Source organism: Bradyrhizobium sp. (genome assembly GCF_016219575.1).
Classification (GTDB): domain Bacteria; phylum Pseudomonadota; class Alphaproteobacteria; order Rhizobiales; family Xanthobacteraceae; genus Bradyrhizobium.
Map to the genome: position 1 here is coordinate 149,023 of NZ_JACRMG010000028.1, position 24,034 is coordinate 173,056.

General features: G+C 59.5%; 18 protein-coding genes. 11 read left to right on the forward strand and 7 right to left on the reverse strand.

Annotated elements, in window-relative coordinates; genetic code table 11:
- Window positions 1–289 precede the first annotated feature (289 nt).
- From HZB49_RS22360 to HZB49_RS22370, 3 genes are all read left to right on the forward strand, one after another.
- Window positions 290–2,746 carry a LuxR C-terminal-related transcriptional regulator gene (locus HZB49_RS22360; RefSeq protein ID WP_061026540.1) on the forward strand — a complete coding sequence of 819 codons (2,457 nt, stop codon included), beginning with the start codon at window positions 290–292 and terminating at the stop codon, window positions 2,744–2,746.
- Between the two features lie 187 nt (window positions 2,747–2,933).
- Window positions 2,934–4,169, forward strand: a complete 1,236-nt coding sequence (locus tag HZB49_RS22365) for an acyl-CoA dehydrogenase family protein (RefSeq protein WP_021075775.1) — start codon at window positions 2,934–2,936, stop codon at window positions 4,167–4,169.
- Window positions 4,170–4,429: 260 nt separating this feature from the next.
- Entirely contained in the window at window positions 4,430–5,071 is a 642-nt protein-coding gene (locus tag HZB49_RS22370; protein WP_063817274.1) for a TetR/AcrR family transcriptional regulator, read from the forward strand.
- Between the two features lie 21 nt (window positions 5,072–5,092).
- On the opposite strand, the gene HZB49_RS22375 is transcribed toward HZB49_RS22370, so the two are convergent.
- The gene (locus HZB49_RS22375) at window positions 5,093–6,265 is read right to left on the reverse strand and encodes an acyl-CoA dehydrogenase family protein (RefSeq protein ID WP_021075773.1); all 1,173 of its coding nucleotides are present in this window, start codon (window positions 6,263–6,265) and stop codon (window positions 5,093–5,095) included.
- A 107-nt stretch (window positions 6,266–6,372) separates the two neighbouring features.
- Window positions 6,373–7,158, reverse strand: a complete 786-nt coding sequence (locus tag HZB49_RS22380) for an enoyl-CoA hydratase-related protein (RefSeq protein ID WP_021075772.1) — start codon at window positions 7,156–7,158, stop codon at window positions 6,373–6,375.
- A gap of 87 nt (window positions 7,159–7,245) precedes the next feature.
- On the opposite strand from HZB49_RS22380, the gene HZB49_RS22385 reads away from it, so the two are divergent.
- Window positions 7,246–8,100, forward strand: coding sequence for an SDR family oxidoreductase (locus HZB49_RS22385; RefSeq protein ID WP_021075771.1), 855 nt, complete (start codon window positions 7,246–7,248; stop codon window positions 8,098–8,100).
- A gap of 57 nt (window positions 8,101–8,157) precedes the next feature.
- On the opposite strand, the gene HZB49_RS22390 is transcribed toward HZB49_RS22385, so the two are convergent.
- Together HZB49_RS22390 and HZB49_RS22395 are read right to left on the reverse strand one after the other, a co-directional pair.
- Entirely contained in the window at window positions 8,158–9,030 is an 873-nt protein-coding gene (locus HZB49_RS22390; protein ID WP_021075770.1) for an SDR family oxidoreductase, read from the reverse strand.
- Between the two features lie 18 nt (window positions 9,031–9,048).
- Complete coding sequence (locus tag HZB49_RS22395) at window positions 9,049–11,115, reverse strand: NADPH-dependent 2,4-dienoyl-CoA reductase (protein WP_021075769.1); 2,067 nt, start codon at window positions 11,113–11,115, stop codon at window positions 9,049–9,051.
- Between the two features lie 89 nt (window positions 11,116–11,204).
- Here HZB49_RS22395 and HZB49_RS22400 point away from each other — a divergent pair, with 89 nt between their 5' ends.
- A complete protein-coding gene (locus HZB49_RS22400) occupies window positions 11,205–12,395 on the forward strand; it encodes an acyl-CoA dehydrogenase family protein (protein WP_021075768.1) in 1,191 nt (396 codons plus the stop codon).
- A gap of 180 nt (window positions 12,396–12,575) precedes the next feature.
- On the opposite strand, the gene HZB49_RS22405 is transcribed toward HZB49_RS22400, so the two are convergent.
- Complete coding sequence (locus HZB49_RS22405) at window positions 12,576–13,268, reverse strand: transglutaminase family protein (RefSeq protein ID WP_021075767.1); 693 nt, start codon at window positions 13,266–13,268, stop codon at window positions 12,576–12,578.
- A 305-nt stretch (window positions 13,269–13,573) separates the two neighbouring features.
- Here HZB49_RS22405 and HZB49_RS22410 point away from each other — a divergent pair, with 305 nt between their 5' ends.
- Window positions 13,574–15,541 (forward strand): AMP-binding protein, encoded by a 1,968-nt coding sequence (locus HZB49_RS22410; protein ID WP_021075766.1) that lies wholly within the window; start codon window positions 13,574–13,576, stop codon window positions 15,539–15,541.
- Between the two features lie 99 nt (window positions 15,542–15,640).
- Entirely contained in the window at window positions 15,641–17,260 is a 1,620-nt protein-coding gene (locus HZB49_RS22415; protein ID WP_021075765.1) for an AMP-binding protein, read from the forward strand.
- A 79-nt stretch (window positions 17,261–17,339) separates the two neighbouring features.
- Here the strand turns inward: HZB49_RS22415 and HZB49_RS22420 are convergent, their stop codons facing one another.
- Window positions 17,340–18,149 carry an enoyl-CoA hydratase/isomerase family protein gene (locus tag HZB49_RS22420; RefSeq protein WP_021075764.1) on the reverse strand — a complete coding sequence of 270 codons (810 nt, stop codon included), beginning with the start codon at window positions 18,147–18,149 and terminating at the stop codon, window positions 17,340–17,342.
- Window positions 18,150–18,269: 120 nt separating this feature from the next.
- Here HZB49_RS22420 and HZB49_RS22425 point away from each other — a divergent pair, with 120 nt between their 5' ends.
- The 4 genes from HZB49_RS22425 to HZB49_RS22440 all read left to right on the forward strand — a co-directional run bounded on the left by HZB49_RS22425 (window position 18,270) and on the right by HZB49_RS22440 (window position 22,390).
- Entirely contained in the window at window positions 18,270–19,946 is a 1,677-nt protein-coding gene (locus HZB49_RS22425) for an AMP-binding protein (protein WP_245325334.1), read from the forward strand.
- Window positions 19,947–20,033: 87 nt separating this feature from the next.
- A complete protein-coding gene (locus HZB49_RS22430) occupies window positions 20,034–20,753 on the forward strand; it encodes a nitroreductase (RefSeq protein WP_021075762.1) in 720 nt (239 codons plus the stop codon).
- A gap of 30 nt (window positions 20,754–20,783) precedes the next feature.
- Window positions 20,784–21,974, forward strand: a complete 1,191-nt coding sequence (locus HZB49_RS22435) for a hypothetical protein (RefSeq protein ID WP_021075761.1) — start codon at window positions 20,784–20,786, stop codon at window positions 21,972–21,974.
- A 17-nt stretch (window positions 21,975–21,991) separates the two neighbouring features.
- A complete protein-coding gene (locus HZB49_RS22440) occupies window positions 21,992–22,390 on the forward strand; it encodes an OB-fold domain-containing protein (RefSeq protein ID WP_244646212.1) in 399 nt (132 codons plus the stop codon).
- Window positions 22,391–22,406: 16 nt separating this feature from the next.
- Here HZB49_RS22440 and HZB49_RS22445 read toward each other — a convergent pair whose 3' ends face one another.
- Window positions 22,407–24,014 (reverse strand): carboxyl transferase domain-containing protein, encoded by a 1,608-nt coding sequence (locus HZB49_RS22445; protein WP_156457150.1) that lies wholly within the window; start codon window positions 24,012–24,014, stop codon window positions 22,407–22,409.
- Between the last annotated feature and the right edge of the window lie 20 nt (window positions 24,015–24,034).

Consider the following 24,034-nt stretch of genomic DNA (forward strand, 5'->3'; position numbering starts at 1 on the left):
GCGGCAGGTGACACCAGTACGCCCATCCCGATTCCGAGCGAGCGGAGGAAGCGGAGATCATTGGGCCGGGACTCACAACTACACTTAAGTGTAGTTCCCGATTGGGGTATCCTATAGCTATCTGCGCTGCCTTGAGACGCCCATGATCAGGGGTACCTGCGACGAGCCGACATATCCGGGACGGCTGCGTGCCGTCCGCATTTCCGCGCGTCTGGGGACAATCGCCAGGCGCTGTATCGCGCGGCCCCGATTTACGTTTTCAGGCCAACCGGAGACCCGGACACTGATCTTGCGCGCAACGCAGGGTTATGGAAAATCGGTCGTTCTGGCGCAGAACTGGTTGGCCTTCAGGGCTGCTGGAAACAACGCAGCCTGGGTGTCTTTGCGCGACGGATACGAAACGGAAGGCGCGCTGGCGGAGGCCATCTACGGCCAACTGCTCGACGCAGCGTCCCGCGAAGGCCGAGCGGTCCCGGCGGATCTGGCCGAGTTAGTGGCCACGCTATGGGAAGAATTCGGCGCTGAGCGACCGGCCAATGTAATCTGCATCGACGACATCGAACACGCACCCGCCCTGCTGCACGCACTGGAAACCTTCGTGCTGGAAACCCCGCCGAATGTCCGATTCGCTATCGCCGGGGATACCCGGCGCGGTTTTGCCCGGCTGGGGCTGGAAAGCGGAGTGCGGGAGGTCCATGCCCGCGATCTGGCCTTCACCTTGGACGATGCCGAAACGTTTTTGCGGGCGCACCCGGTCGCCAACGTAACAGCACAGCAGATGATCGCCGAGACGCAGGGCTGGCCCGCGCTCTGCCACATCATGTGCCGGACCGAATTGCCGGTCCGGCCCGCGGTAAACTGGCCCGAAACGGTGACCTTCCTCCATGAGGAGATCGAGAGACGCCTGTCGCGTCGGCAGCTTGAGTTCGTTGAAAACGCAGCGATGATCGACCCGATTTCGGCGGAAAGCTACAATTACGCCTACAAGTCCACCAACGCCGACGCGCTGATCAGGGAGATCGACCTCGATCACCTGCTGTTTCGCCCCGCCGAAAATGACTCAACGCTGTTCTCGCTGCACCCGGTTCTCCGCGATTACCTTCAGCATCGGTTTCTGGTGCGCAGTGCTGAGCGAAAATCCTATGTCCTGAAACGTGCGGCCTTCTGGCACTGGCGGAGGCGCGAGTTCCAGAAGGCGGTAAACCTTGCGCTGCGGGCGGGCGACCACCGCTGGGCGCTGGGGCTGAGTGAGGACATCATGCTCGATCTCGCCCTGCGCCAAGGCGAGATCGAGGCGTTGCGCGAATGGCTGGGCCGGTTCCCAACCCGCGAGTTGCGCAAGCATCCGATCATCTGCCTCAGCTACGCTTGGACGATGTATTTCAGCCAACAGGCCGACAAGGCCGAAAGGCTGCTGGGCTATCTGCCCGCCCCGCGCGCGTCGTCCGGTGCGCATCCTGACCGCGGCTGGCTGCAACTGGTCCGCGCGATCGGTGCTGCGACCCATGACGAACTGGAGTTGAGCGAGCGGCTGTGCAACGATTGGATCAGTAACTTTGGCGACGATAATGCCGTCGGCAAGGGTGCGGCACTCACCTGTCTGGCCTTCATGCTAGCGAGTGAATACCGGTTTGACGAACTGAAGCAGGCGCTAGTCATGGCCCATTCAGTCAACAGCGCCGCGCACCAACACTATGCCTTTGGCTGGCTTTATGCGGCCGAGATTCAGGCAGCCCTCGCCAGGGGCGACATGCGCACGGCGCTGCAACTTATCGATACCGCCCGCAATGACAGCGACGTTCAGGTGACGCGCACATCCTTCTCGTCAAAGCTGCTGATCGCCCTGGAACTTGACGTGCTGTTCGAACTGGGGCGGCTGGATATCGCCGAGCACTCTGTCGCCGGGTTGCTTGACTTTGTCGCCAACTACGGCGTTACCGACGTGTTCTACGGGGTCAGCCGCGTCATCGCGACCTGGCATCGGGCCAATGGCAATCTCAGGGGCGCCGCGGCATTGCTGGAACGGGCACGCGCCCTTGCGGGGGAAAGGGCACTGCCGCGACTGGGAATGCTGATCGAGTTGGAACTTGCCGAATTGGCCCTGTTAAGCGGCGCGCGGGATATCGACTACCTGCTGCCGCGTGACTCTAGTGAGGTCCTGACCGGGCCCCATGCAAGACCCCTGCGTGCCCAAATATCGCTGTTGCGCGCGATGGAAGCCATCCCCAAGGGGCAGCACAGCCTCGCCCTCCGCAACGCCGAGGCGGCTGCCAAGATCGCGCGGTCGATCGGTGCTGGTCGATTGGAAGTGCGCGCGCTGATGTGCGAAGCTGGGGCCCACGCCGCCGCCGGGGCGCTGACGCCCGCGCGACGAAAGGCGGTCAATGCCTTCGAACTCATCAAGCAGTTGGGATGCTACCGGACCGGGCTAGACACGCGGGATCTGTTGCTCGCCTTGGCCCCGGTATCCGCCGATGCCTTTGTCACGTTCGATTTCGACGGGATCGCCAAGCCAAGGCCAAGGACTGAGCGGCCCTCGTTCCCCCTCGAGCTTACCACGCTGTCCGTCCGGCAGATCAGCGTCCTGCGGCTTGCCCGCGATGGACTTTCGAACAAGCGGATCGCTGACCAACTCCTGGTCAGCGAAGACACGGTGAAATGGCATATGCGCAGGATTTTCGCTGACCTGAAAGCACGCAACCGCGTGCAGGCCATCAGCGAGGCCGAGCGTCGCAATCTGATCTGACGGGGTATTTCCGGCTTTAGCCTGAAAAGAAAAGATGAGTGGCTCGCCCTTGATACGCCCTGGTCGGCTCCCTCGATGTTTAGCAGCCGGAGAACACGACAGCGTACAATCGCTCGTGAGATGAGTTTGCCTTATAACTAAAGTCGCTTCGCCCGCAGCCCCTGGTCTCGACACGGAAGATGGTTACATGAGCGCAATCGGCTTTCAGCTTCCCGAAGACGTGGTTGCGGTGCGCGATGGGGTCATGCGGTTTGTCGAAGCCGAGGTTCTCCCGCGCCTGGAGCGCAACCACGCGTTGTTCAATGATCCGCGCCTCACCTATGCTGCCGACGGGCGTTATGCGCCGGAGGTGCGCGCGCTAATCCGCGAGGTGCGCATGGCGTCCGCCGCGGCAGGTTACTACGCGATGTGTGCGCCAGCCGCGATTGGCGGCGGCGGGCTCGGACATCTTGCCTATTACGTCGCCTGGGAGGCCGTCTACCGACGAATCGGCGGCCATTCGATCCTGACGCCCTGGGTGATCGCTCATTGGGCCTTTGGGCCGAGCGCAATGCTGACGCAAGCGACACCGGAGGCGCAGGCGCGCTGTCTCGACGCAATGATCACGGGACGCACCTCGATGTGTTTCGGACTGTCGGAACCAGGAGCGGGCTCGGACGCCAGCATGATAAAGACCCGCGCGGTGGGCGATGGAGACGGCTGGCGCATCACCGGACGGAAACTCTGGACCACGAACTCGCCCACCGCGGAATGGTGCATCGTGTTTGCCGTCACCGATCCGGGTAAGGCGCAGCGAAAAGCCGGCGGGATCAGCGGCTTTCTGGTGCCGACCGACACCGAGGGGTTTGAAGTTGAAAGCGTGGTGCGGCTCTTCGGTCATCCCGGCGGTCATGAAGGCGCGCTGGTGCTTGAGAACATCAGGGTTGAGCCGTGGCAACTCGTCGGCGCGCTCGACGACGGCTTCAAGCTCGCGCTCTATGGCGTTTCGCTCGGGCGGATCTACAATTCGGCACGTGCGGTTGGTCAGGGCCGCTGGGCGATCGAGAAGGCGCTCGGCTATGTAAAGCAGCGTGAGGCGTTCGGCGCCAAGATCGCCGAGTATCAGGGCGTCTCGTTCCCGCTCGCGCGCGCCGCCACTGAACTTCACGCCGCGCATCTGATGGGACTCAACGCCGCGATGCTGCTCGATAGTGGCGAGCGGGCCGTGAAGGAGTTGTCGATGGCGAAAGCCTACGCCGTACAGGTGGGCTATCGAGCCGTCGATCAAGCGATACAGGCCCACGGCGCCATGGGCCTTACCAACGAGGTCGGCCTCGTCCATGCCTTGCAGGATTTGCGAATCATCAACATTGCCGACGGCACCAACGAGATCCTGGCACGCACCATCGCGCAGCGGCTGCTGGCCGGCGATATCGAGTTGTAGCCGGCCAGACCAATGGGGACAAGGCCCGGCTCCCTTGCAAGAGGCCGATCCGTCTATTACGGTCGGATCGTGATGATGTATCGTCCGAGGCTTGAGTCGTTCGCTGGCCGCCCATTGAAAGTAGTTTCAGCGCTTCGCAATGTTGCCCGAACAGCCTTGTTGGTCTATTACACGGCATTACTCATCTGGTGCAAGAGCTGGGCTTTGTACGGTGATGCCATTCGGGTTTGAGCGAGCAAGATTTGAAATCTTCATCGAGAATGAAGCGGGTTGCCAAGCGCGAGCCCAAGCGTAAAAATGTCGCACTTTCCGTGCCGCCGAAATCGCACGTTTCACGAGACCTTATCCTTCGGGTCGCGGCACAGCTTTTTCGACAGCAGGGCTATTCCGCCACTACGCTTCGACAGATCGCTGACAAGGCGGGAATGAAGGCAGGCAGCATCTACTACCACTTCGATTCGAAAACCGCGATATTGGACGAAATCCTCGAACTTGGATTGCAACGTATATTCGATGCGGTAAAGGCAAGTGTGAACGAACTTGGCAAGGGGTCGCACCGGAACAAGATCAGCGCCGCGATCAAAGCTCATCTTGTCACCCTGCTGCAAGAAAGCGACTACACCTCCGCCAACATGCGCGTCTACGGTCAGTTGCCGGAGCGCATCAAGAAGCGCCATCGTCCACTGCGCCGCGCCTATGGCAAATATTGGGATGACATGCTGGCGGATGCGCAGCGTGCCGGCGAAATCCGCCCGGAGATACTAATCGTTCCGCTACGCAGGTTTATTCTTGGTGCCTTGAATTGGACGGTCGAGTGGTTCGATGCGCGAAAAAGCAGCTCGGTACAGGAATTGGCGAGCCGGACCACGTTGCTGATCTTCAACGGCATCTTGCCGCGTTAGTGTTTCCAGTTTGTGCGTTGGTTATCGCATACGCTTGGCGACCTCTTCCAGCATTACTTCAGTAGTGCCGCCGCCAATTGATTGAACGCGAGCATCTCGCGACATTCGTTCAATCGTACTCTCTCGCATGTAACCCATGCCGCCGTGAAATTGCAGGCACGTGTACATCACCTCGTTGACGAGCTCGCCGCAATAAGCCTTGACCATCGATACTTCCTTGGTGGCATCGATCCCCTGCGTTACCAGCCATGCCGCGCAATAAACAAGTTGCCGCCCTGCCTCAACCTTGGCCGCCAGCATCGCCAACCGATGACGGATAGCCTGTCTCGACCACAGCGGCGCGCCGAAGGTCTGCCGCTGCGTGACCCAGTCCAGCGTGATCTCTATCGCAGCTAGCGCCTCACCCATCGCCATTGCACCGAGCACGATCCGCTCGTTCTGGAAGTTTTGCATGATCCCGTAGAAACCGCGTCCCTCCTCGCCGAGCAGGTTCGTTGCGGGGATCCGGCAATCCTCGAACAGCAACTCCGCCGTGTCTGATGACCTCCAGCCCTGCTTGTCGAGATCGCGACCAACCCGGAAACCGGGCGTACCTTTCTCCACGAGGAACATCGACAAGCGCTGGGACGGACGTGCATCCGGACTGCTCACGGCGGCGATGCAATAAAGGTCCGCATGTACACCGTTGGTGATGAACATCTTGGTGCCATTGAGCACATAGCCGTCGCCCTCGCGGCGCGCGGTGGTGCGAATGCCTTTCACGTCAGAGCCCGCGCCAGGTTCGGTGACGCCGACAGCGACGATCTTCTTCCCTGCAATGACATCCGGCATGAAGTGGTCCTTCAAGGCCTGCGAGCCGGCGTTGTAGAGATGCACCGACGCCATGTCGGTATGAACCAGAACCGTGATCGCCACTCCCGAGAACGTCGACCGTCCCAGTTCCTCGGCCAAAACAACGGTGGCCAACGTATCCATGTTCGAGCCGCCATATTCTGCTGAATAGCGGATGCCCAGAAAGCCAAGCTCACCCATGCGCCGCAGCACGTCGCGCGGCACCATGCCGTCCTGCTCCCATTGCAGCGCATACGGCTTGATCTCCTCCTCGACGAATCGCCGTATCTGGGCTTTCAGCAGTTCATGCTCTTCTCTGAAATAAGCCGAGCGTTTCGGGGTGCCGACGTGGTGCGTGCTCATCGTTGACCCTGCGGGTAAGGAAAAATTGTCGGAAAGGATTGGTATCCGCTATCAACTCGAAAGCATGAAAGCGGACATCGTTCGGCACAATCCTCATCTGCCTTGCCTTATTTACCTTGCCACACCGGCTTACGCTTCTCTGCAAAGGCTCTCGGGCCTTCAATGGCATCGAGGCTTGCGTAGGCTTCGACATGAAGCCTGTTGGCCTCAACGAGCCCCTTCTCGCAGCCGAGGTCCATCGCGGCCAACACGCTGGCCTTGGCCGCCCTCACCGACAATGGTGCGCCTTCTACAATCTTGCGCGCAAGTTGCAATGCACGCGCACGAACAGCGTCGGGTGTTTCTTCCAGATAATTGACGAAACCATACTCCGCGAGCCGCTCGATCGGCAGGGTCTCGCCGGTCAAGACGAGTTCCATCACCACGGGTTGCGGCAACATCCAGAGCAGCGGTACTGCCCACGGCGATCCCCGCCCCATCTTGACCTCGGTAATCCCGGCGCGTGTACCGCGTAAGCCGATCCTCAGGTCGCACTTCAGCGCCAGCAGCATCCCGCCCGCCATCAGCGACCCAGTCATCGCCGCGATGATCGGCTTTGAAACGGTTCGCATGGCCGTTTGCATCGGATCGCGCATCAGGGTCAGTATGTCGACGCCGTCACGCGCCCTGATCTCGGCTGCCTGCCTGAGGTCCAGACCGGCGGAGAATACGCCGCAGTCAGCCGAGGTCAGGATCACCACCCTCGCCTGGGAATCCCGTTCGACACGCTCCCAGGCATTGGTCAAACCGTTCATCGCCTCAACCGACAGGGCGTTCTTACGCGCGGGCCGATCGATGGTAATCGTGGCAATGCCATCCTCGAGCGAATAACGTATAGGTTCATTGTCTGACATCGATCTGCCTTTTTATGTATTCTAACATATGTTAGAATATATTAAACTCGACCGAACGCAAAAGTATTTTCAGGCATGGGATTGGTGATGCACGAGAGTCCTTCAAAAACGCGCTTCGCGCCGGAACTTCTCAAGGGCCAGGTCGCACTCGTCACCGGCGGCGGCACAGGAATGGGCCGCGCCACGGCCATTGAGATGGCGCGCTGCGGGGCCCGCATCGCCGTTCTCGGCCGCCGCATCGATCCGATAGAGAGCACCGCAAAGGTAATCCGCGACGCGGGTGGCGAGGCATTTGCCGTGTCGGCGGACATTCGCGAACCCGACTTGATCGAACGCGCGATGGAGAAGATCAAAGCCGAGTTCGGCGGGCTCAATATCCTCGTCAATAATGCCGGCGGACAATTCGTCACGCCAGCCCGCGAACTCAGCAACAAGGGCTTTGAAACCGTGATCCGCAACAACCTGATCGGCTCGTGGCAGGTAACCAAGGCTGCCGCGGACCATTTCATGTTGGCGAATGGCGGATCGATTGTGTTCGTAACCGCCTGTATCCGCAGCGGCCTTGGCGGCTTCGTGCATACCGCGGCAGCGCGCGGCGGCGTTACCGCGATGATGCGAACGCTCGCCTACGAGTGGGCCGAGTTCGGTATTCGCCTAAACTGCGTCGCACCCGGAACCATCAAGACCGAGGCGCTTGGCCGCTATCCGATACCGCCGGACGACTGGGTCAGGCTCAACCGCAACGTGCTGGGGCGCATGGGCAGCGTCGAGGATATTTCTGCAGCAATCATTTTTCTGTCCTCGCCGCTCGGTCAATTCGTCACCGGCGAGGACTGGTACATCGACGGCGGCGAGACGCTACATCTGGCCCACGACGCCCGCGATATGATCGACGCCGTTAAATTTGCCAAACGCGAACGCGGCGATGCAGGATTGTCGTAGCGGTCAAAATCGTTAACGCTGCGGCGGCATATCGGATATTCGATTTCGGGAGCTTGTTTACGTCTGACCAATGCGAAAATATTTCGGACGTCCGGCAGGCCACGGATCGCCCCACATTTGCTGCCCGCCGTCTACCGAAAGCGTTTCGCCCGTGATGAATTTCCCTGACGGCGCGGCGAGATAAACGCAGGCCTCGGCGATATCCCATGCATCGCCGTGCCGTTTCATGGGATTCGCTTCCTTGTAGGTCGCGGAGCCTTCCGGAACATAGCGGTCGAATGCCGTGGTTTCATTGACGCCAGGGGCAACACAATTCACCCGGATGCCGTGCGGCGCCCATTCGACCGCGACGGTCTTGGACGCGTAGATCACCCCGGCCCGCGCCGCGGCGGTGTGCGCCATCCCCGGCAGGCCTCGCCAGATCAATGCCACGATATTGACGATATTGCCGGTCTTGCCGCGCTCGATCCACTCGCGAGCCGCCGCTTGCATCATCCACCACGATCCGTTCAGGTTGGTATCGATCACTGCGTTCCAGCCCTTTGGCTTGAAGTCGATGGCCATCTGGGCGAACTGCCCACCGGCATTATTGATCATCACATCGACACGACCAAAATGATCCCAGACGTCTTTGACGAATTCGTTGACTTGATCGGGGTCGCGGATGGTGAGACTTCTACTGAAGACGCGGGCGCCGAGACTCTCTAGATCCGGAACGACGTGTGCGAGCTTCTCGGCGTCGCGCCCGCAGATTGCCAGATTGGCGCCAAGCCTCGCAAACAGGAATGCGATCGCCTTCCCGAGTCCGCTCCCCGCGCCGCTGACGATGATGGTCTGGCCGGTGAACAGATCAGGTCGGTACACTGTCGGGATCGTGGAGAGTTCGTCGTCGGTGAACCCGTAACTCGGCTGGCTGCTTTGCGAACTCATCTCAGGCTCCTCCCCCCTTTAAAGCGCGTGCGCGACCCGCACGCCCTCCTCGACCGCACGCATCGCGTCGAGTTCGGAAGCCTCCTTGGCGCCGCCGATGACATGCGTCTCGATTCCGGTCTTGAGCAGTTCGGTGAGCATATCGCGGTTAGATACTTGGCCGGCGCAAACTACGATCGTATCGACCGCGAGCGTACTTGGCTCACCCTCGGCCACGAAATGCAAACCTTGATCGTCGATCCGCTGATAGATAACCCCTCCGACAATCTTGACCCCGCGCTTTTCAAGACTGCTACGCAGGATCCAACCAGTCGAGACGCCGAGACCGAGGCCAGGCCGCGTCTTCTTGCGCTGCAGCATGGTAATTTCGCGCGAACTTGGCTTTGGTGCCAGCGGATCGCCCGATAGCCCTCCAGCTTTCGTAAGGCTGGCATCGACATTCCACTCCTGCTGAAACTCACGAATATCCATTGCCCGTGATTTTGGCGGTTCATCAGGCTGCGAATGGCAGAGGTATTCGGCGACATCGAAACCGATGCCTCCCGCGCCGATGATGGCGACTCGCCGTCCCGCGTGGCTTTTGCCACTCAACAAATCGTTGTAGAACACCACCTTGGGATGTTTGATGCCGGGAATCTCCGGCACACGGGGATGGACGCCGCAGGCGACAACGACAGCATCGAACCGCGCGTCTTTCAGGTCACTAACCGATGGAGCAGAATTCAGCCTGAGATCGACGCCGCCATCGGCGATTTGGCCGCTGTAATAACTCAGCATTTCGTCGAACTCGACCTTGCCCGGGACTGCTCGGGCAAGGTTGAGTTGCCCGCCTATGCGATCAGCGGCCTCAAACAGGGTTACCTTGTGCCCGCGTCGGCTGGCTTCCGCGGCAGCTGCGAGACCGCCCGCGCCTGCGCCAATCACTGCGATCCTGCGCGAGGTCTGAGCCGGGCCGTCCTCAAACTCAGTCTCGCGGCAGGCACGCGGATTAACCAGGCAACTCGCGGTCCGCTCGGAAAAGATCAGGTCGAGGCAGGCCTGATTGCAGGCAATGCAGATGTTGATTTTGCCGGCGTTGCCCTCCCGCACCTTCCTGGCGAAGTGCGGATCGGCCAGCATCGGGCGGGCCATCGATATTAGATCGCTATCCCCCGCCGCCAGAATCTCTTCTGCGGTATCCGGCGTATTAATGCGATTTGATGCCACTACCGGAATCCTGACCGCTTTCTTCAGACGCGATGCCGCAAAACGCCATGCGCCGCGCGGAATGACGTAAGCGATCGTGGGAACGCGCGCTTCATGCCAGCCGATACCGGTGTTGAGAATGTCGGCGCCCGCGGCCTCGACCCGTTGGGCAAGCCGATCAATCTCCTCGCCGGTTGCACCTCCTTCGACGAGGTCCAGCGCCGAGATTCGGTAGACAATGATGAAGTCGTCGCCGGTGGCGCTTCGCGAGCGTTTGACGAGTTCCACCGCGAGCCGATGGCGGTTCTGCTCCGATCCGCCCCACTCATCGGTACGGTTGTTGGTTCGCACCACCGTGAACTGATTAATGAGGTAACCTTCCGATCCCATGATCTCAATGCCATCGAACCCGGCCTCCTTTGCGAGCAGCGCGCAGCGCACGTAATCCGAGATCGTCTGTTCAATCTCTGCCCCAGTCATTGCACGCGGGGGAAACCGATTGATGCGGGTGGGGATGTCAGAAGGACCGACGCAGTCCCTTTGCTTGGAATAGCGGCCCGAATGCAACACTTGCATGCAGACTTTACCACCGTGCTGATGGACAGCATCAGTGATGCGACGAAGTTCGCGAGCTTGCGCACGTTCGGTCAAAATCGGCCCCCCAGGCTCAATCAGACCCGCGCTGTTGGGCGCATAACCGCCGGTAATGATGAGTCCTATCTCCCCCTTGGCGCGCTCGGCAAGGAAAACCGCCATCTTGTGCACGCCGTTGTCCTCCATATCGAGACGGGTGTGCATCGACCCCATGATCATGCGGTTACGCAACGTGGTCCGCCCTACCTTTAGCGAAGATAGCAAATGAGGGTAAAGCGATGTTCCGGGGCTGGTCGGCGTCAGCATGGACTTGCCTCCGTGGCTGGTTGTTAAATTTCTAACAGTTGTTAGACTGAATGCAAGAACTGAAGATCACCTAGATGGGAGGAATCGCGATGGATTACGCGCTTAGCGAGCAGCAGCAGGCTTTTCAGGAAACCGCGAAGCGTTTCGCGAAGGACAAGCTGGGCCCCCACTATCAGAGGCGGGCAAGGGAACACCGCATCGATCGTGCCATGCTGAAACAAATGGGGTCACTCGGCCTGATTGGCGCCGATCTGCCGGAAAAATACGGCGGCCTTGGCGAGAGCAGCGTGACGGCAGGCATTATTGTCGAGCAGATCGCTTATGGAGACTTCAACGCCAGCTACGTCCAACTTCTGGCGTCACTGCTCGGCGGAATGCTCGCAGAGCACGCCTCGCCCGAAATCGCTCAGGAGTGGCTACCGCAAGTGGCCCGGGGTGAGAAGATCATCGGCCTCGGCCTGACCGAGCCGCGGGGCGGTTCGGACGCTGCCAACCTCATTTTGCGAGCTGAAAAATCGGGAAATGGCTATCGCCTCAACGGTGAAAAGACTTCCATGAGTTTTTCAGATCAATGCGACGCAGCAGTCATCTTTGCCCGAACCGGGAAGGTCGAAGACGGCGCACGTGGCGTCAGCGCATTCTTTGTCGATCTGGCGCAGAGCGGAATCACGCGGACGCATTTTGATGACATCGGTACCAAACCTGTCGGACGCGGCTCGGTGTTCTTCGACGACGTCTTCATTCCGGCCGAGTGCCTGATGGCAGAGGAGAACAAGGGATTCTCCAAGATCATGTCAGGCTTCGACTATAGCCGTGCCTTGATCGGCCTTGAGTGCATCGGACCTGCCCAGGCTTCGGTCGATGAAGCATGGCAATACTCAACCGAAAGGCTCGCCTTCGAGCGGCCGATCGCGCAGTTTCAGGGCGTGAGCTTTCCGCTCGCGGAAGCCGAGACCCAGCTCACCATGATGCGGCAGCTTTGCTACTATACGCTTTCGCTCAGAGATCGCGGGCTTGCACATACCGCGGAAGCTGCGATGTGCAAATGGTATGTGCCGAAAGTGACCTGCGAGATCATCCACCAGTGCCTCCTCACTCACGGCCACTACGGTTACACCACCGATCTGCCGTTTCATCAGCGTTACCTCGACGTGATGGGCCTGCAAATCGGCGACGGAACCGCACAAATTCAGAAACTTGTCATCGCACGTGAAAAGGTCGGTCGTGTCGCGGTTCAATACGCCAAGCAGCCTTCCGAATTGCGGCAGATCTCAAAATGAGCGTACCTATCGCCCCCATTGCCATCTCTCGGCGAGACGCGTGCCGCCGTGCGTAGATTTTCGGGCTGGGGCCAATCGGACGATTCCGATCGCGCCATCGATAAACTGCGCGCCCAAGTGTCGTGTTCAGCTCGCACCTGGATTCGGCTAGTCAAATCCCGCGGTTTCGTTCGCTCCGGCCTACTCCCCTGATTGAGGCGCTCCGAAGGCAGCGTCATCTATTAAGACGCCACCAGTATTCAATGTCACCAGCGCGGGATATGCAACGCGAAAGTCCTCAAGCATCTTGCCTATCGGAGCGTCGGCGAACCAACCTCGGTCATTGACATATTCCATATGGCGATGATCGCTCGTGTCGAACTCGTGAAACAACGCGTCGGCCGTACCGTCGAAGATAAGAGGTCGGACTCCAAATCGTTCACATAGCTCCATGTTGAACGCGGGCGTCACTTTGAACATCTTCCTATCGAGCCAAAGCGCGACGTAGCCGTGATAAATGAAGAGATCAGTCCCCATTAACTCCGTCAGCTTGGGGGAATTCAGATGGTTGCGAACGTCTGCAAAGCCGATCGCGGCGGGGATTCCCGCTGCGCGCATGGCGGCCGTCAACAATATTGCCTTCGGAACACAAAACGCCGAAGGCGTTTTGAGAATCTCGCTGGCGCGATAATCGGCTTCGGACAAACTCACCGCGTAGGGGTCGTATCTGATCTGGTCTCGTACCGCGTTAAATAGGAGGATTGCCTTCTCGGCCGTCGACCGGTCCTGTTTGTCGCCAGCCACACGCGAGACAAACTCTCTAATCGCAGGTGAGTCGCAATCCACGTAATGCGTTGGAGCGAGAAATTCCGCGAGGTCCGGGTTGACTTTCACTTGTGCCTCGATTGGTACCTGCACTAACCTAACAGACGTTAGAAATTGAGGCAAGTCAAATCGGGTTGCGACCGGCGTCCAAAAGATGGATACCTCATTTGTTGTTCCATACGAATAGATTTATCAAACGATTGTTAGAATCGATTGAACTCGCAAGACGAGAGCGTTAGCATTAGGCGTCCAGGCTGGACACATGCTTATCGGGCGGGCCTGTCCACCGTCTCGTGTTCGATCGGGCATGCGTTCCTATCGGCCGGTAAGTCAATCTCGAATTGAACTTGACTGCAAATCAGGGAACGTAGTCGATGAATAATCCAACGTCCTATGCATGGACACCTCCGCCGGAGCTAATTGCAACAAGCAATCTGACCGCTTTCCTGCGCGCAACCGGATATGACGATTACGATCACCTCGCGTCGAAGGCTGAGGCCGATCCGGCATGGCTAATGGAGGAAGTCTTTAAGTTCTGCGATGTTCGATTCTATCGCAGTTACGACCAAATGTTGGATCTGTCGCGCGGGCAGCCATGGGCACGCTGGTGCGTCGGCGGGACCACCAACATCGTGCTGAACTGCATTGACAAGCATCGCAGCACGCCCGTATGGGACCAGACATTTTTGGTCTGGGAGGGTGAAGACAAGCGCGAACAGCGCGCGCTTACCTATCGTGAATTGGACCGCGGCGTCGGACGGCTTGCGCAGGGACTGCGTGATCTCGGCGTCGGTAAGGGCGATGTGGTCGCTCTCTATTTGCCGAACCTGCCGGAAACCTTTATCGCGTTTTTCGCTGTGCTGAAATTGGGCGCGATCCTGATGCCGCTGTTCTCCGGCTTCGGTCCGGCTCCCATGCAAACCCGGCTCAACCATGGCGGCGCCAAGGCCGTCATCACCGCGAGCGGGACCTGGCGGCGGGGCGCTGCGGCACCGCTCAAATCCGTCCTCGACGTCGCGCTCGAATCCTCACCGACAGTGCAGCACGTGATCGTCGTCGATCGTGAAGGCCTTAAGATCGAAACCCCGATGCGAAAGGGCCGCGATCACTGGTGGCACGATATCGTCATCGGCAAGGACGGCGCTATCGCGACCGCCGAAATGAATGCGGAAGATGCCGCGATTCTGCTGTACACCTCGGGAACCACCGGCGAACCGAAGGGTTGCGTTTGGACCCATATCAGCTTCATCGGTTCTATGGTCACACGCGACATGATCATTTGCGCCGATTTCAAATCATCGGACCGTTTTTTCTTTCTCAGTGACATGGGCTGGATGGTCGGCGCGATGTGCGCATGTATTCCCAGTTTCGCCGGCGCGAGCCTTCTGATCGCCGAAGGCACGCCGGATTTTCCGGACACCGGACGATTCTGGCGGCTGATCCAGGATCATCGCGTCAGCTATCTCGGAGTATCCCCCACCATAGTCCGTAGTTTGATGCGCTATGGAACGCAGGACGTCGAGCGCCACGATCTGTCGAGCCTGCGTATGACCGCGTCGGGCGGCGAGGCATGGACCAACGCGCCGTGGCAATGGTTCTTCGAGCATGTCTGCAAGAGAAAGCTTCCAATCATCAACATTTCCGGCGGCACCGAGGTTGGAGGTTGCATCTTCACGGGGACGCCGAACCATCCGATGAACCCCGGTTCGTTCTCCCGTCCGGCGCTCGGTGTCGGCGCGGACATCGTGGACATGTCCGGCAAGAGCTTGCCGCCCGGCGAAGTCGGCGAACTGGTGCTCCGCCAGGCGTCGATCGGATTGACCAAGAGCTTGTGGAAGGCCGATGCGCGCTATGTCGAAAGCTACTGGAGCACGCTTCCCGGCCTTTGGGTGCATGGCGATTTTGCGATGCGCGGCCATGATGGGCTTTACTATATTCTCGGGCGCTCCGACGACACCATCAAGATTTCAGGCAAGCGGACCGGGCCGTCCGAGCTCGAAGGCATTTTGATCGACACCGGCAAGGTCTCCGAGGCGGCGGTGTTCGGTATTCCGCACCCGGTAAAGGGTTCGGCGATCGTTTGTGCCTGCGTGCTCATGCCAGGTACGAACGTCGAGAGTGAAATTGTCAACGAGCTCTCATCCGCTATCGTGAGCGGCATGGGAGCATCGTACCGGCCGGAGAAGATAATTTTTGTAGATGATCTGCCTCGAACCCGCAACATGAAGATCATGCGCCGGGTGCTGCGAGCAGTGTTCGAAAGCAAGGATCCCGGCGATCTTTCCGCACTCGCCAATCCCGAAGCAGTTGACAGGCTTCGCGAGAAACTTGGCGCCGCATAAACCACGGAGAAAATGGCGAGCTGTCGGGCTGGGTGGAAGCGGACTTTTTACCGGGCCCCGACCCCGGTACTCCAAGGATTTCATAAGGAGAGGCGTACAATGGGGATGGATCCGATCTTGTCAGATCAGCGCAAGCAAGCGATGCGGGCCGCTGGATTCTGGAGCGATCAAACCTTGCTCGAGTTTTTTTCGAGGCATGCCAGAAACGATCCAGGGCGGCTCGCGGTTGTTGGCTACGAAGCTGCGTCCAACCGACGTACGGCGCTGACATACGGCGAACTGCAGCAAGCTGCCGAGCGAACCGCGGCTAATTTGTTGCGGCTTGGTGTCAAGCCTGGCGAAGTGGTGTCGTATCAGTTGCCGAATTGGTGGCAATTCATGGCTCTTCACCTCGCACTGCTGCGGATCGGCGCGGTCACAAATCCCATCATGCCGATTTTCCGCGATCGCGAAATGGAATTCATGCTGACCTTGGCCGAGACGCGCGTGCTGATCGTTCCACAGCGATTTCGCGATTTCGATCACGCCGCAATGGCGGACCGCCTCAAGGCCAAGGTGCCCACACTTGAGCACGTCGTCATTATCGGTTCGGGCGACAATCAAGACTTCGAGACCGTGCTGAATTCGCCGGGAAAGCGGGTTGAGGCAGCGACCGCTGCCTCGGCCGATGATGTCGTGCAATTGCTTTATACGTCGGGCACAACAGGTGAGCCCAAGGGGGTGATGCATACAGGCAATACGTTGCTGAACAGCGTGCGATATTTTGAGGATCGCGTCCGTCTCACAGCCAACGATGTCGTGCTGATGGCCTCGCCGATGGCCCATCAGACCGGTTTTCTCGTCGGCCTGCTGCTGCCGCTGTATCTGGGAGGACGGGTCATTCTTCAGGATATCTGGAATCCAGCCAAGGCGGTCGATATTGTCGAGACAGAGCGCGTGACGATGACCATGGCATCGACGCCGTTTCTGGCGGATTTGACTGCGGAGGCGGAGCGGCGGCCTGAAGCGCTGCGTTCACTGCGCACTTTCGTATCGGCAGGCGCCCCAATTCCCCGTGTTTTAGTGCGCCAGGCCACACAGAATCTTGGTGCGCACATCGTCTCGGGATGGGGGATGACGGAAAACGGGCTGGTGACGACCACCAAGCTCGACGATCCACCGGAAAAAGTCTTCGAGACCGACGGTTGCCCAAGCCAGGGTATGGAAGTCAGGATCGTCGATGGCGGGGGCAAAGTCCTGCCTCACGATGAAGAAGGGCGCCTACAAGCGAGGGGCCCCGGCACCTTTGTGGGCTACCTCAAGCGGCCGCATCTCTATGCCGTCGATCAGGATGGCTGGTTTGAGACCGGCGACCTCGCCCGCAAGGACAAGGACGGCTACATTCGTATCACGGGGCGCACCAAGGACATCGTCATCCGCGGCGGCGAGAACGTTCCGGTGATCGAGATTGAACAACTGATGTATCGCCATCCAGCCGTCCGGGAAGTCGCAATCGTCGGAGTGCCAGATGAACGCTTGGGCGAGCGGGCCTGTGCCTGTGTCGTGCTGCGCGAGGGAGCATTACTGACGTTAGCTGACGTGATGGCGTATATGGCGGAGAACGCTGTAGCCAAGAACTACTGGCCGGAGCGCATTGAGGTGCTCGAAGCCTTGCCGAAAACGCCGAGCGGCAAAGTGCAGAAATTCAGGCTTCGCGAGATCGTCAGTTCGATGAAATAATTCTCGGCTAACGGCTGCCGCAAGAAGAAGGCCGGGTGAAATTCCGGCCCCCTTCTGAGATGACCGCCGCGCGCGAAAATCAGAGCGGGCAATCCTGCGGAAACACCGGCTTGCGTTTTTCGAGATGGGACGCCAATCCCTCGCGCGCCTCGGCGCCGGTGAAACCCAAAATCTCAAGCGCGGTCGAGGTATCGAACAGCGGACCATTGACGCGCAGCCAGTTGTTAAGAGCGTACTTGGTCCAACGGATCGCGCTTTGCGCGCCGCTAGAAAGCTCCTCGGCCGTCTCGATCGCTATCCTCTGCAAGTCCGCGTCTTCGACGCATAGCGACACCAGACCGATCCGCTCAGCTTCTTCGCCGGACAGTGGCTTGCAGGTCAGCAGGTAATATTTTGCTTTTGCAAGGCCGCACAATAACGGCCAGATGATGCAAGCGACATCGCCCGCCGCGACGCCAAGCCGCGTATGACCATCGACGATGCGCGCGGACTTTCCACAAATCGAGATATCGGCCAGGATTCCGACGACGAGACCTGCACCGACGGCGACGCCGTTGATCGCCGAGATGATCGGCTTGTTGCAATTGATAACGTTATAAACGAGATCCTTGGCCTCCTTCCAGGTCGACATCCGTGCGACCGGGTTGTCTAGAATACTCTTGATCAGCTCGAAATCGCCCCCCGCCGAAAAGGCTTTGCCAGCTCCGGTCACGATGACCGCGTTGACATCTGGATCGTCGTTGATGTCACGCCAGATATTGGTGAGCTGAGTGTGGGTCTCGGCGTCGACCGAATTGTAGGTCTCGGGCCGGTCGAATGTGAGCCGGAGAACCCGCTTGGACGGATAGTCGAGCTTCAATTTGGTATAAGCAGCATAACGATTGGACATCGGCTTCCCTTCTGGACACTTGATTTGCTTGGTCGGGTTAAATCTTACAGGGGATGACGATGCATATCGCAGTCGGCAGATTTCTCCTGCCTTCCGATACGTCCTCGCCACGAACCTGCTATGAATTCATTCGAACAGATGTTAGAATTTAAAACCGATCGGGAAAGGCTGCAAGCTTATACTTTTCAATTGAGGCCGTCGTCGGGGGCGGCGAGAGCAAGATTCGGAGGATTTGCCGTGACAGACGGGCACGAAAAAGCTCTGACAACGAGGGCGGGCGCCAGTCCCACGATTGGCGAGCTGTTTCGCGCGAGAGCGCTGATCCACAAATCTTCGGTCGCGATCGAGTATCAGGGCAGACAGATCAGCTATGGGCAGCTCCTTGACCGTGTACATCGGGCAACCTCGATGCTGGCGAGCCAAGATCTTCGACGAGGCGACCGCGTAGCATTGCTCTCGCGTAACAGACCGGAGTATCTCGAAGTGGAGCTGGCGGCCGCCAATCTCGGGGTCATCACCGCTTGCCTGAACTGGCGATTGTCGCAGCGGGAACTCGCCTATTGTATCGATCTGGTCTCACCGAAGCTCTTGATTGTTGAAGAAGAACTGGCCGGAAATCTCGAACTTTCTCCCATAGGGGACCGCAAGGTTATCAAGATCGGCCCGCAATACGAGCATATATTGCAAGAACAAAACGGTCATGCGCTGCCCATTGCGGCGGAATCCGAAGACGGCCTGGTTATCCTTTACACCAGTGGGACCACCGGCCAACCCAAAGGGGCCGTCATTTCGCATCGGGCGATGATCATGCGGGCGCTGGTGTTCAGTTCCGAGCTGAACATTTCGCATCACGATACCTTTGTGGCCTGGGCGCCGCTGTTTCACATGGCATCCACGGACCACAGTCTCGCGACACTGTTGCGCGGGGGAACGGTCGTCGTGGTCGATGGCTTCCAGATCGAGCCGTTATTGTCTGCTTTGGAGCGCCATCGGATCGGCTGGTTTGTCTTGATTCCGGGCATGATTGAAGCATTCATCGCCGGCTTCAAGGAGCAAAAAACGACCGTAAAAGGCGTTGGCCTTTGCGGCGCGATGGCCGACCTGGTCCCTCCGCATGTCATCGCCGAGGTCACTGACCTGCTGCGAGCTCCCTACGTCAACAGTTTTGGTTCGACCGAGACTGGCTTGCCGCCGGCAACCAGATCGTTGATCCCGGTAGGCGAAATACCTGCCAGCCTGGCGAAGCAACAAAGCGCGTTCTGCGACATCAAGCTTGTCGATTCTGCCGACAAGGAGGTTCCGATTGGCGCACCGGGAGAGTTGGCTATTCGCAGCCCAACTTTATTCTCCGGCTATTGGAAAGCTGATGATACCAACGTGCGCGATTTTCGCGGCGGGTGGTTTCACATGGGCGACGTGTTTCGGCGCAATGATGACGGCTCGCTCGATTTCGTCGATCGCGCCAAGTACATGATCAAGACTGGCGGCGAAAACGTTTATCCAGCCGAGATCGAGCGCGTTTTGATGAGTGATGCAGGGATCACCGAGGCCGCGGTTGTGCGTGTCCCCGATGTGAAATGGGGTGAAGTTCCCGTGGCATTCGTGTCGCGCCGCGACACCACGGTCACCGAGGCGGACCTGTTTGCTCTGTGCCGGCGCGATCTTGCCGGATACAAATGTCCCCGGCAGTTCCGGTTCATCGATTTTTCGGAATTTCCGCGGTCCACCAGCGGCAAGGTTCAGCGCCACGAGCTCGAAGCCAGGCTGGCGGGCGAAAGGCAACGGGTAAACAGCTAATACGGACACGCCCATTAGCTCTTCGCGTCGCAATTTTCGTCGAACGAAAACTGCTCGCGGCAAGGCACCGCAATCGGAGACGGAAACATGAATGTCGAAGAAGCCATTTTGACGCGGCGCTCGGTCAGGCGATTTCTTCCCAAGCCGGTTCCAGAACCGGTCGTGCGAAAAATCATCGAGGTCTCGGCGCGTGCGCCAAGTGGCCACAACATCCAGCCGTGGAAGGTCTACGCGATCGCGGGCGAGGTGAAGGATCGGCTCTGCGCGGACATCCTGAAAGCTGCCGAAACTGAACCGGACAAGCATCGGCCGGAATATGAGTATTATCCGACCGAATGGCACGAGCCCTATATCGGGCGTCGGCGCGAGCTCGGCTACGACCTTTACGCAAAGCTTGGCATTGCTCGCGACGACGTTGCCGCACGCACATCGCAGATGAACCGCAACTATCTTTTTTTCGACGCCCCGGTCGGACTTTTCGTGACGATGGACCGCCGCTTGAACACCGGCAGCTATATCGACATGGGTATGTTCTTGCAGAACATCCTGCTCGCCGCGCGCGGTCATGGCCTGCACACCTGTGGCCAGGCCGCGTTCACCTGGTACCACGACATCATCCGCAAGCATCTTTCGTTTGACGACACCGAAATCCTGATTTGTGGCGTGGCGCTGGGTTACGAGGACACGACTGCGCCCGAAAACAAGCTCGTCACCAGGCGGGTGCCAGTCGATACCTACGCCAAGTTCTTGGGATTTTCCGGCGGCAGCACGGGCGTCGCCTCGGCACGCACGACGGCCGGAAACTGACCTTCACGCATCACGCCGGGCGGAGACCAAATGCTTTCCATTCGTAAACAAACGCTACGCGGCAAGGTCGCGGTAATCGGTATCGGAATGTCGCCGGTTGGTAAGGTGCCGGGAAAGAGCCCGTTATGGCTCGCCGCCGACGCCGCGAAGAAGGCGCTGGCCGATGCCGGCATCGGGAAAAACGAGATCGACGGCGTGCTGTCGAGCCATGCCTTCGCTTCTCCCTTCCATCGCTTCAGCGTTGCGTTCAGCGAGTATTTAGGTATTCAGCCGACCTTTTCGAACACGCTTCAGGTATCCGGCGCGACGGCGGCGACGATGTTCAATATTGGCGCCGCTGCCATTCATGGCGGCCTCGCCGAGGTCGTACTCGTGGTCGGCGGCGACAGCCTGCTGACCGGCCTGACGCCGGATCTGGCGCTGCGCTCGATGACGGAAAGCCGTGATCAGCAATACGAGATGCCGTTCGGCATTCCTGTCGCGAATACCTTTGCCATGACGGCACACCGGCATATGAAGGATTTCGGCACCACACCGGAACAGTTGGCGGAAGTCGCCGTGGTCCAGCGGCGTCATGCTATGCGCACGCCCGGTGCGCAGCAGACCAGCCCGATCACGGTGGACGACGTGCTAAGCTCAGCTATGGTGACGACGCCCTACCACAAGCTCGATTGCTCGCTGATATCGGATGGCGGCGCGGCATTCATTCTGACATCGGCCGAACATGCCAAGGCGCTCGGCATCAAAAGCCCGATCTACATTCTGGGCGGCGGCGAATGCTACACCCACGAACATATTTTCCTGATGCCCTCGCTGACCGAAACCGGCGCGGTCGCGTCGAGCCGAAAGGCTTACGAAATGGCCGGCTATGGCCCCAAGGACATGGACGTCGCCGGCGTCTATGACTGCTTCACCGGCACCGTCATCATGATGCTGGAAGATCTCGGTTTTTGCCCGAAGGGCGAAGGCGGCCGTTTCGTCGCGGACGGCCATATGACCTATGGCGGCCAGATTCCATCGAACACCCATGGCGGATTGTTGTCGTTCGCCCATTCGGGAATGCCGGGATCGCTGTTCCATTTTCATGAGGTCATCGCGCAGTTGCGCGGCCAATGCGGCGAACGCCAGGTGCCGGGCGCGGAACTCGGGCTGGTGCACAGCCTCGGCGCGGGTTTCGCAACCAATGCCACCACCATTCTGGGCACGGAGAACACGCTGTGATCTCGTCCGAAGACGCCATGAAGAAGCCGGTGCCGACGCCCGACGCGGATTCCGCCGCCCTCTGGCGCGGCCTGCACGACGGCGTGCTGCTGCTGCAGCACTGCGCCGATTGCGGCCACGTGCAATATTACCAGCAGGCGATGTGCCGGCAGTGCGGCGGCGAAAATCTTGCCCATCGACCGGCAAGCGGGCGCGGCAAGGTACATTCCTTCAGCGTGGTACAGCGCGCACCGGGACCCGCTTTCAAAACCGATCTGCCCTACGCTGTTTTGTTGATCGATCTGGAGGAGGGCCCGCGGATGATCAGCACCTATACCGGCGGCAAGCCCGAAGAGGTCACGTTCGACATGGACGTCATGCTCGTCTGCGAAAAAATCAGCGAGGAAGTGACGCTGCCGCGCTTCCGGCGGGCTTAGCCTGACAGGCGAGCAGCTACATCCGGAACACCCCGAATCTCGTCGGCTTGGCAGGCGTCCGGCCGGCGAGGTCGAGCAGCAGCGCCATCACCTCGCGGGTCTCCGCAGGTTCGATCACCATATCGCACCACAAATGGCGGGCGTAGTTATAGGGATCGGCGAACGCCTCGAAGTCCCTCAGGATCGGCCGCTTGAACTCTTCACGTTCTTCGTCGGTCCAAGAACTGCCTTCGCGCTGATGGATATTGTCGCGCACCATCGTTAGCGTTGTCGCCGCCTGCTCCGGTCCCATCAAGGCGGCGTGGGCGCTTGGCCACATCAGGGTAGCGTTTGGTTTGAACGCGCGGCCTAGCATTGCGAAATAAGCCGCGGCATAAGAGCCGCCGGTAATGATAGTGTATTTCGGCACATCGGCGCAGGCCATCGCGGTCATGAACTTGGCTCCATGCTTGGCAATGCCCTGACGCTCGACTGCGGACCCGACCATAAAGCCGGAGACATCGACCAGGAACAGCAACGGAATGTCGCGCTTGCAGCAAAGTTCGATGAAGTGCGCCCCCTTGACCGCGCTTTCCGAAAACAGCACGCCGTTATTGGCCAGGATGCCGACCTCGAAACCGTGGATGCGGGCAAATCCGCATAGCATGGTTTCGCCGTGAAGATGCTTGAAGTCTTGAAAGCGGCTGCCGTCGATGAGGCGCGCCAGGATCTCCCGGTTGTCCGTTGGGATGCGCCGGTTAGCGCTGACGATTCCATAGATTTCCTCGACCGCATGGCAAGGCGGTTCGCCCTGCTCGACCGTCCAGCGCAATCGCGGCGGCTCTCCCAGGTTGGCGACGATATTACGCACGATCGCCAGCGCGTGGCTGTCATTCTCGGCGATATGGTCGGTGACGCCGCTGATCCGGCTGTGCATCTCCGCGCCGCCGAGCGGTTCGATCTCGATGGTCTCGCCGGTCGCGGCAAATACCAGTTGCGGGCTGCCGAGAAACATCGCGCCCTGGTCGCGTACGATCACCACCTCGTCGCACAGCGCCGGAATGTAAGCGCCGCCCGCGGTCGAAGGGCCGTGAACGACGGCGATCTGCGCGATATTCTCGGCCGACATCTTTACCTGATTGTACATGATCGATCCGGCCTGCCCTTCGTCCGGAAAGATATTGGCGATGTCCGGCAGGAAGCCGCCACCTGATTGCACCAAGGTGATGCAGGGCAGCCGGTGTTGCCACGCAAACAACTGGGCGCGGGTATGCTTCTTCGTTGTCATGCCGAACAGCGTCCCGCCCTTCACTGTGGCATCGTTGGCGATAAGCATGCAACCGCGCCCGCAGACCTGTCCGACGCCCGTGATAATTGTCGCGCCCGGCGGCACGCCGTCGTACATCCCCTCGCCCGCCAGGTGGCCGAACTCGAGAAACGGCGAACCGGGATCGATCAGCGCCGCGATGCGTTCGCGCGGCAGCAGCTGGCCGCGCGATTTATGCAAGGCGCGAGCCTTGGCGGAGCCGCCCTGATTGGCCTCGGCCCGACGCCTTTGGAGATCGGCGATCCGCGCCAGATAATGAGCGCGATTGAGCTTGAACTCGTCCGACCCGGTCGCGACAGCGGATTTCATCGCGGTCAATTGGCTATTCCCCAAAACTG

Coding starts and splice junctions, on each gene's coding strand:
- HZB49_RS22365 (WP_021075775.1), top strand. CDS start 2,934: ATGAGCGCAATCGGCTTTCAGCTTCCCGAAGACGTGGTTGCGGTGCGC.
- HZB49_RS22370 (WP_063817274.1), top strand. CDS start 4,430: ATGAAGCGGGTTGCCAAGCGCGAGCCCAAGCGTAAAAATGTCGCACTT.
- HZB49_RS22375 (WP_021075773.1), bottom strand. CDS start 6,265: ATGAGCACGCACCACGTCGGCACCCCGAAACGCTCGGCTTATTTCAGA.
- HZB49_RS22380 (WP_021075772.1), bottom strand. CDS start 7,158: ATGTCAGACAATGAACCTATACGTTATTCGCTCGAGGATGGCATTGCC.
- HZB49_RS22385 (WP_021075771.1), top strand. CDS start 7,246: ATGCACGAGAGTCCTTCAAAAACGCGCTTCGCGCCGGAACTTCTCAAG.
- HZB49_RS22390 (WP_021075770.1), bottom strand. CDS start 9,030: ATGAGTTCGCAAAGCAGCCAGCCGAGTTACGGGTTCACCGACGACGAA.
- HZB49_RS22395 (WP_021075769.1), bottom strand. CDS start 11,115: ATGCTGACGCCGACCAGCCCCGGAACATCGCTTTACCCTCATTTGCTA.
- HZB49_RS22400 (WP_021075768.1), top strand. CDS start 11,205: ATGGATTACGCGCTTAGCGAGCAGCAGCAGGCTTTTCAGGAAACCGCG.
- HZB49_RS22410 (WP_021075766.1), top strand. CDS start 13,574: ATGAATAATCCAACGTCCTATGCATGGACACCTCCGCCGGAGCTAATT.
- HZB49_RS22415 (WP_021075765.1), top strand. CDS start 15,641: ATGGGGATGGATCCGATCTTGTCAGATCAGCGCAAGCAAGCGATGCGG.
- HZB49_RS22420 (WP_021075764.1), bottom strand. CDS start 18,149: ATGTCCAATCGTTATGCTGCTTATACCAAATTGAAGCTCGACTATCCG.
- HZB49_RS22425 (WP_245325334.1), top strand. CDS start 18,270: ATGAATTCATTCGAACAGATGTTAGAATTTAAAACCGATCGGGAAAGG.
- HZB49_RS22430 (WP_021075762.1), top strand. CDS start 20,034: ATGAATGTCGAAGAAGCCATTTTGACGCGGCGCTCGGTCAGGCGATTT.
- HZB49_RS22435 (WP_021075761.1), top strand. CDS start 20,784: ATGCTTTCCATTCGTAAACAAACGCTACGCGGCAAGGTCGCGGTAATC.
- HZB49_RS22440 (WP_244646212.1), top strand. CDS start 21,992: ATGAAGAAGCCGGTGCCGACGCCCGACGCGGATTCCGCCGCCCTCTGG.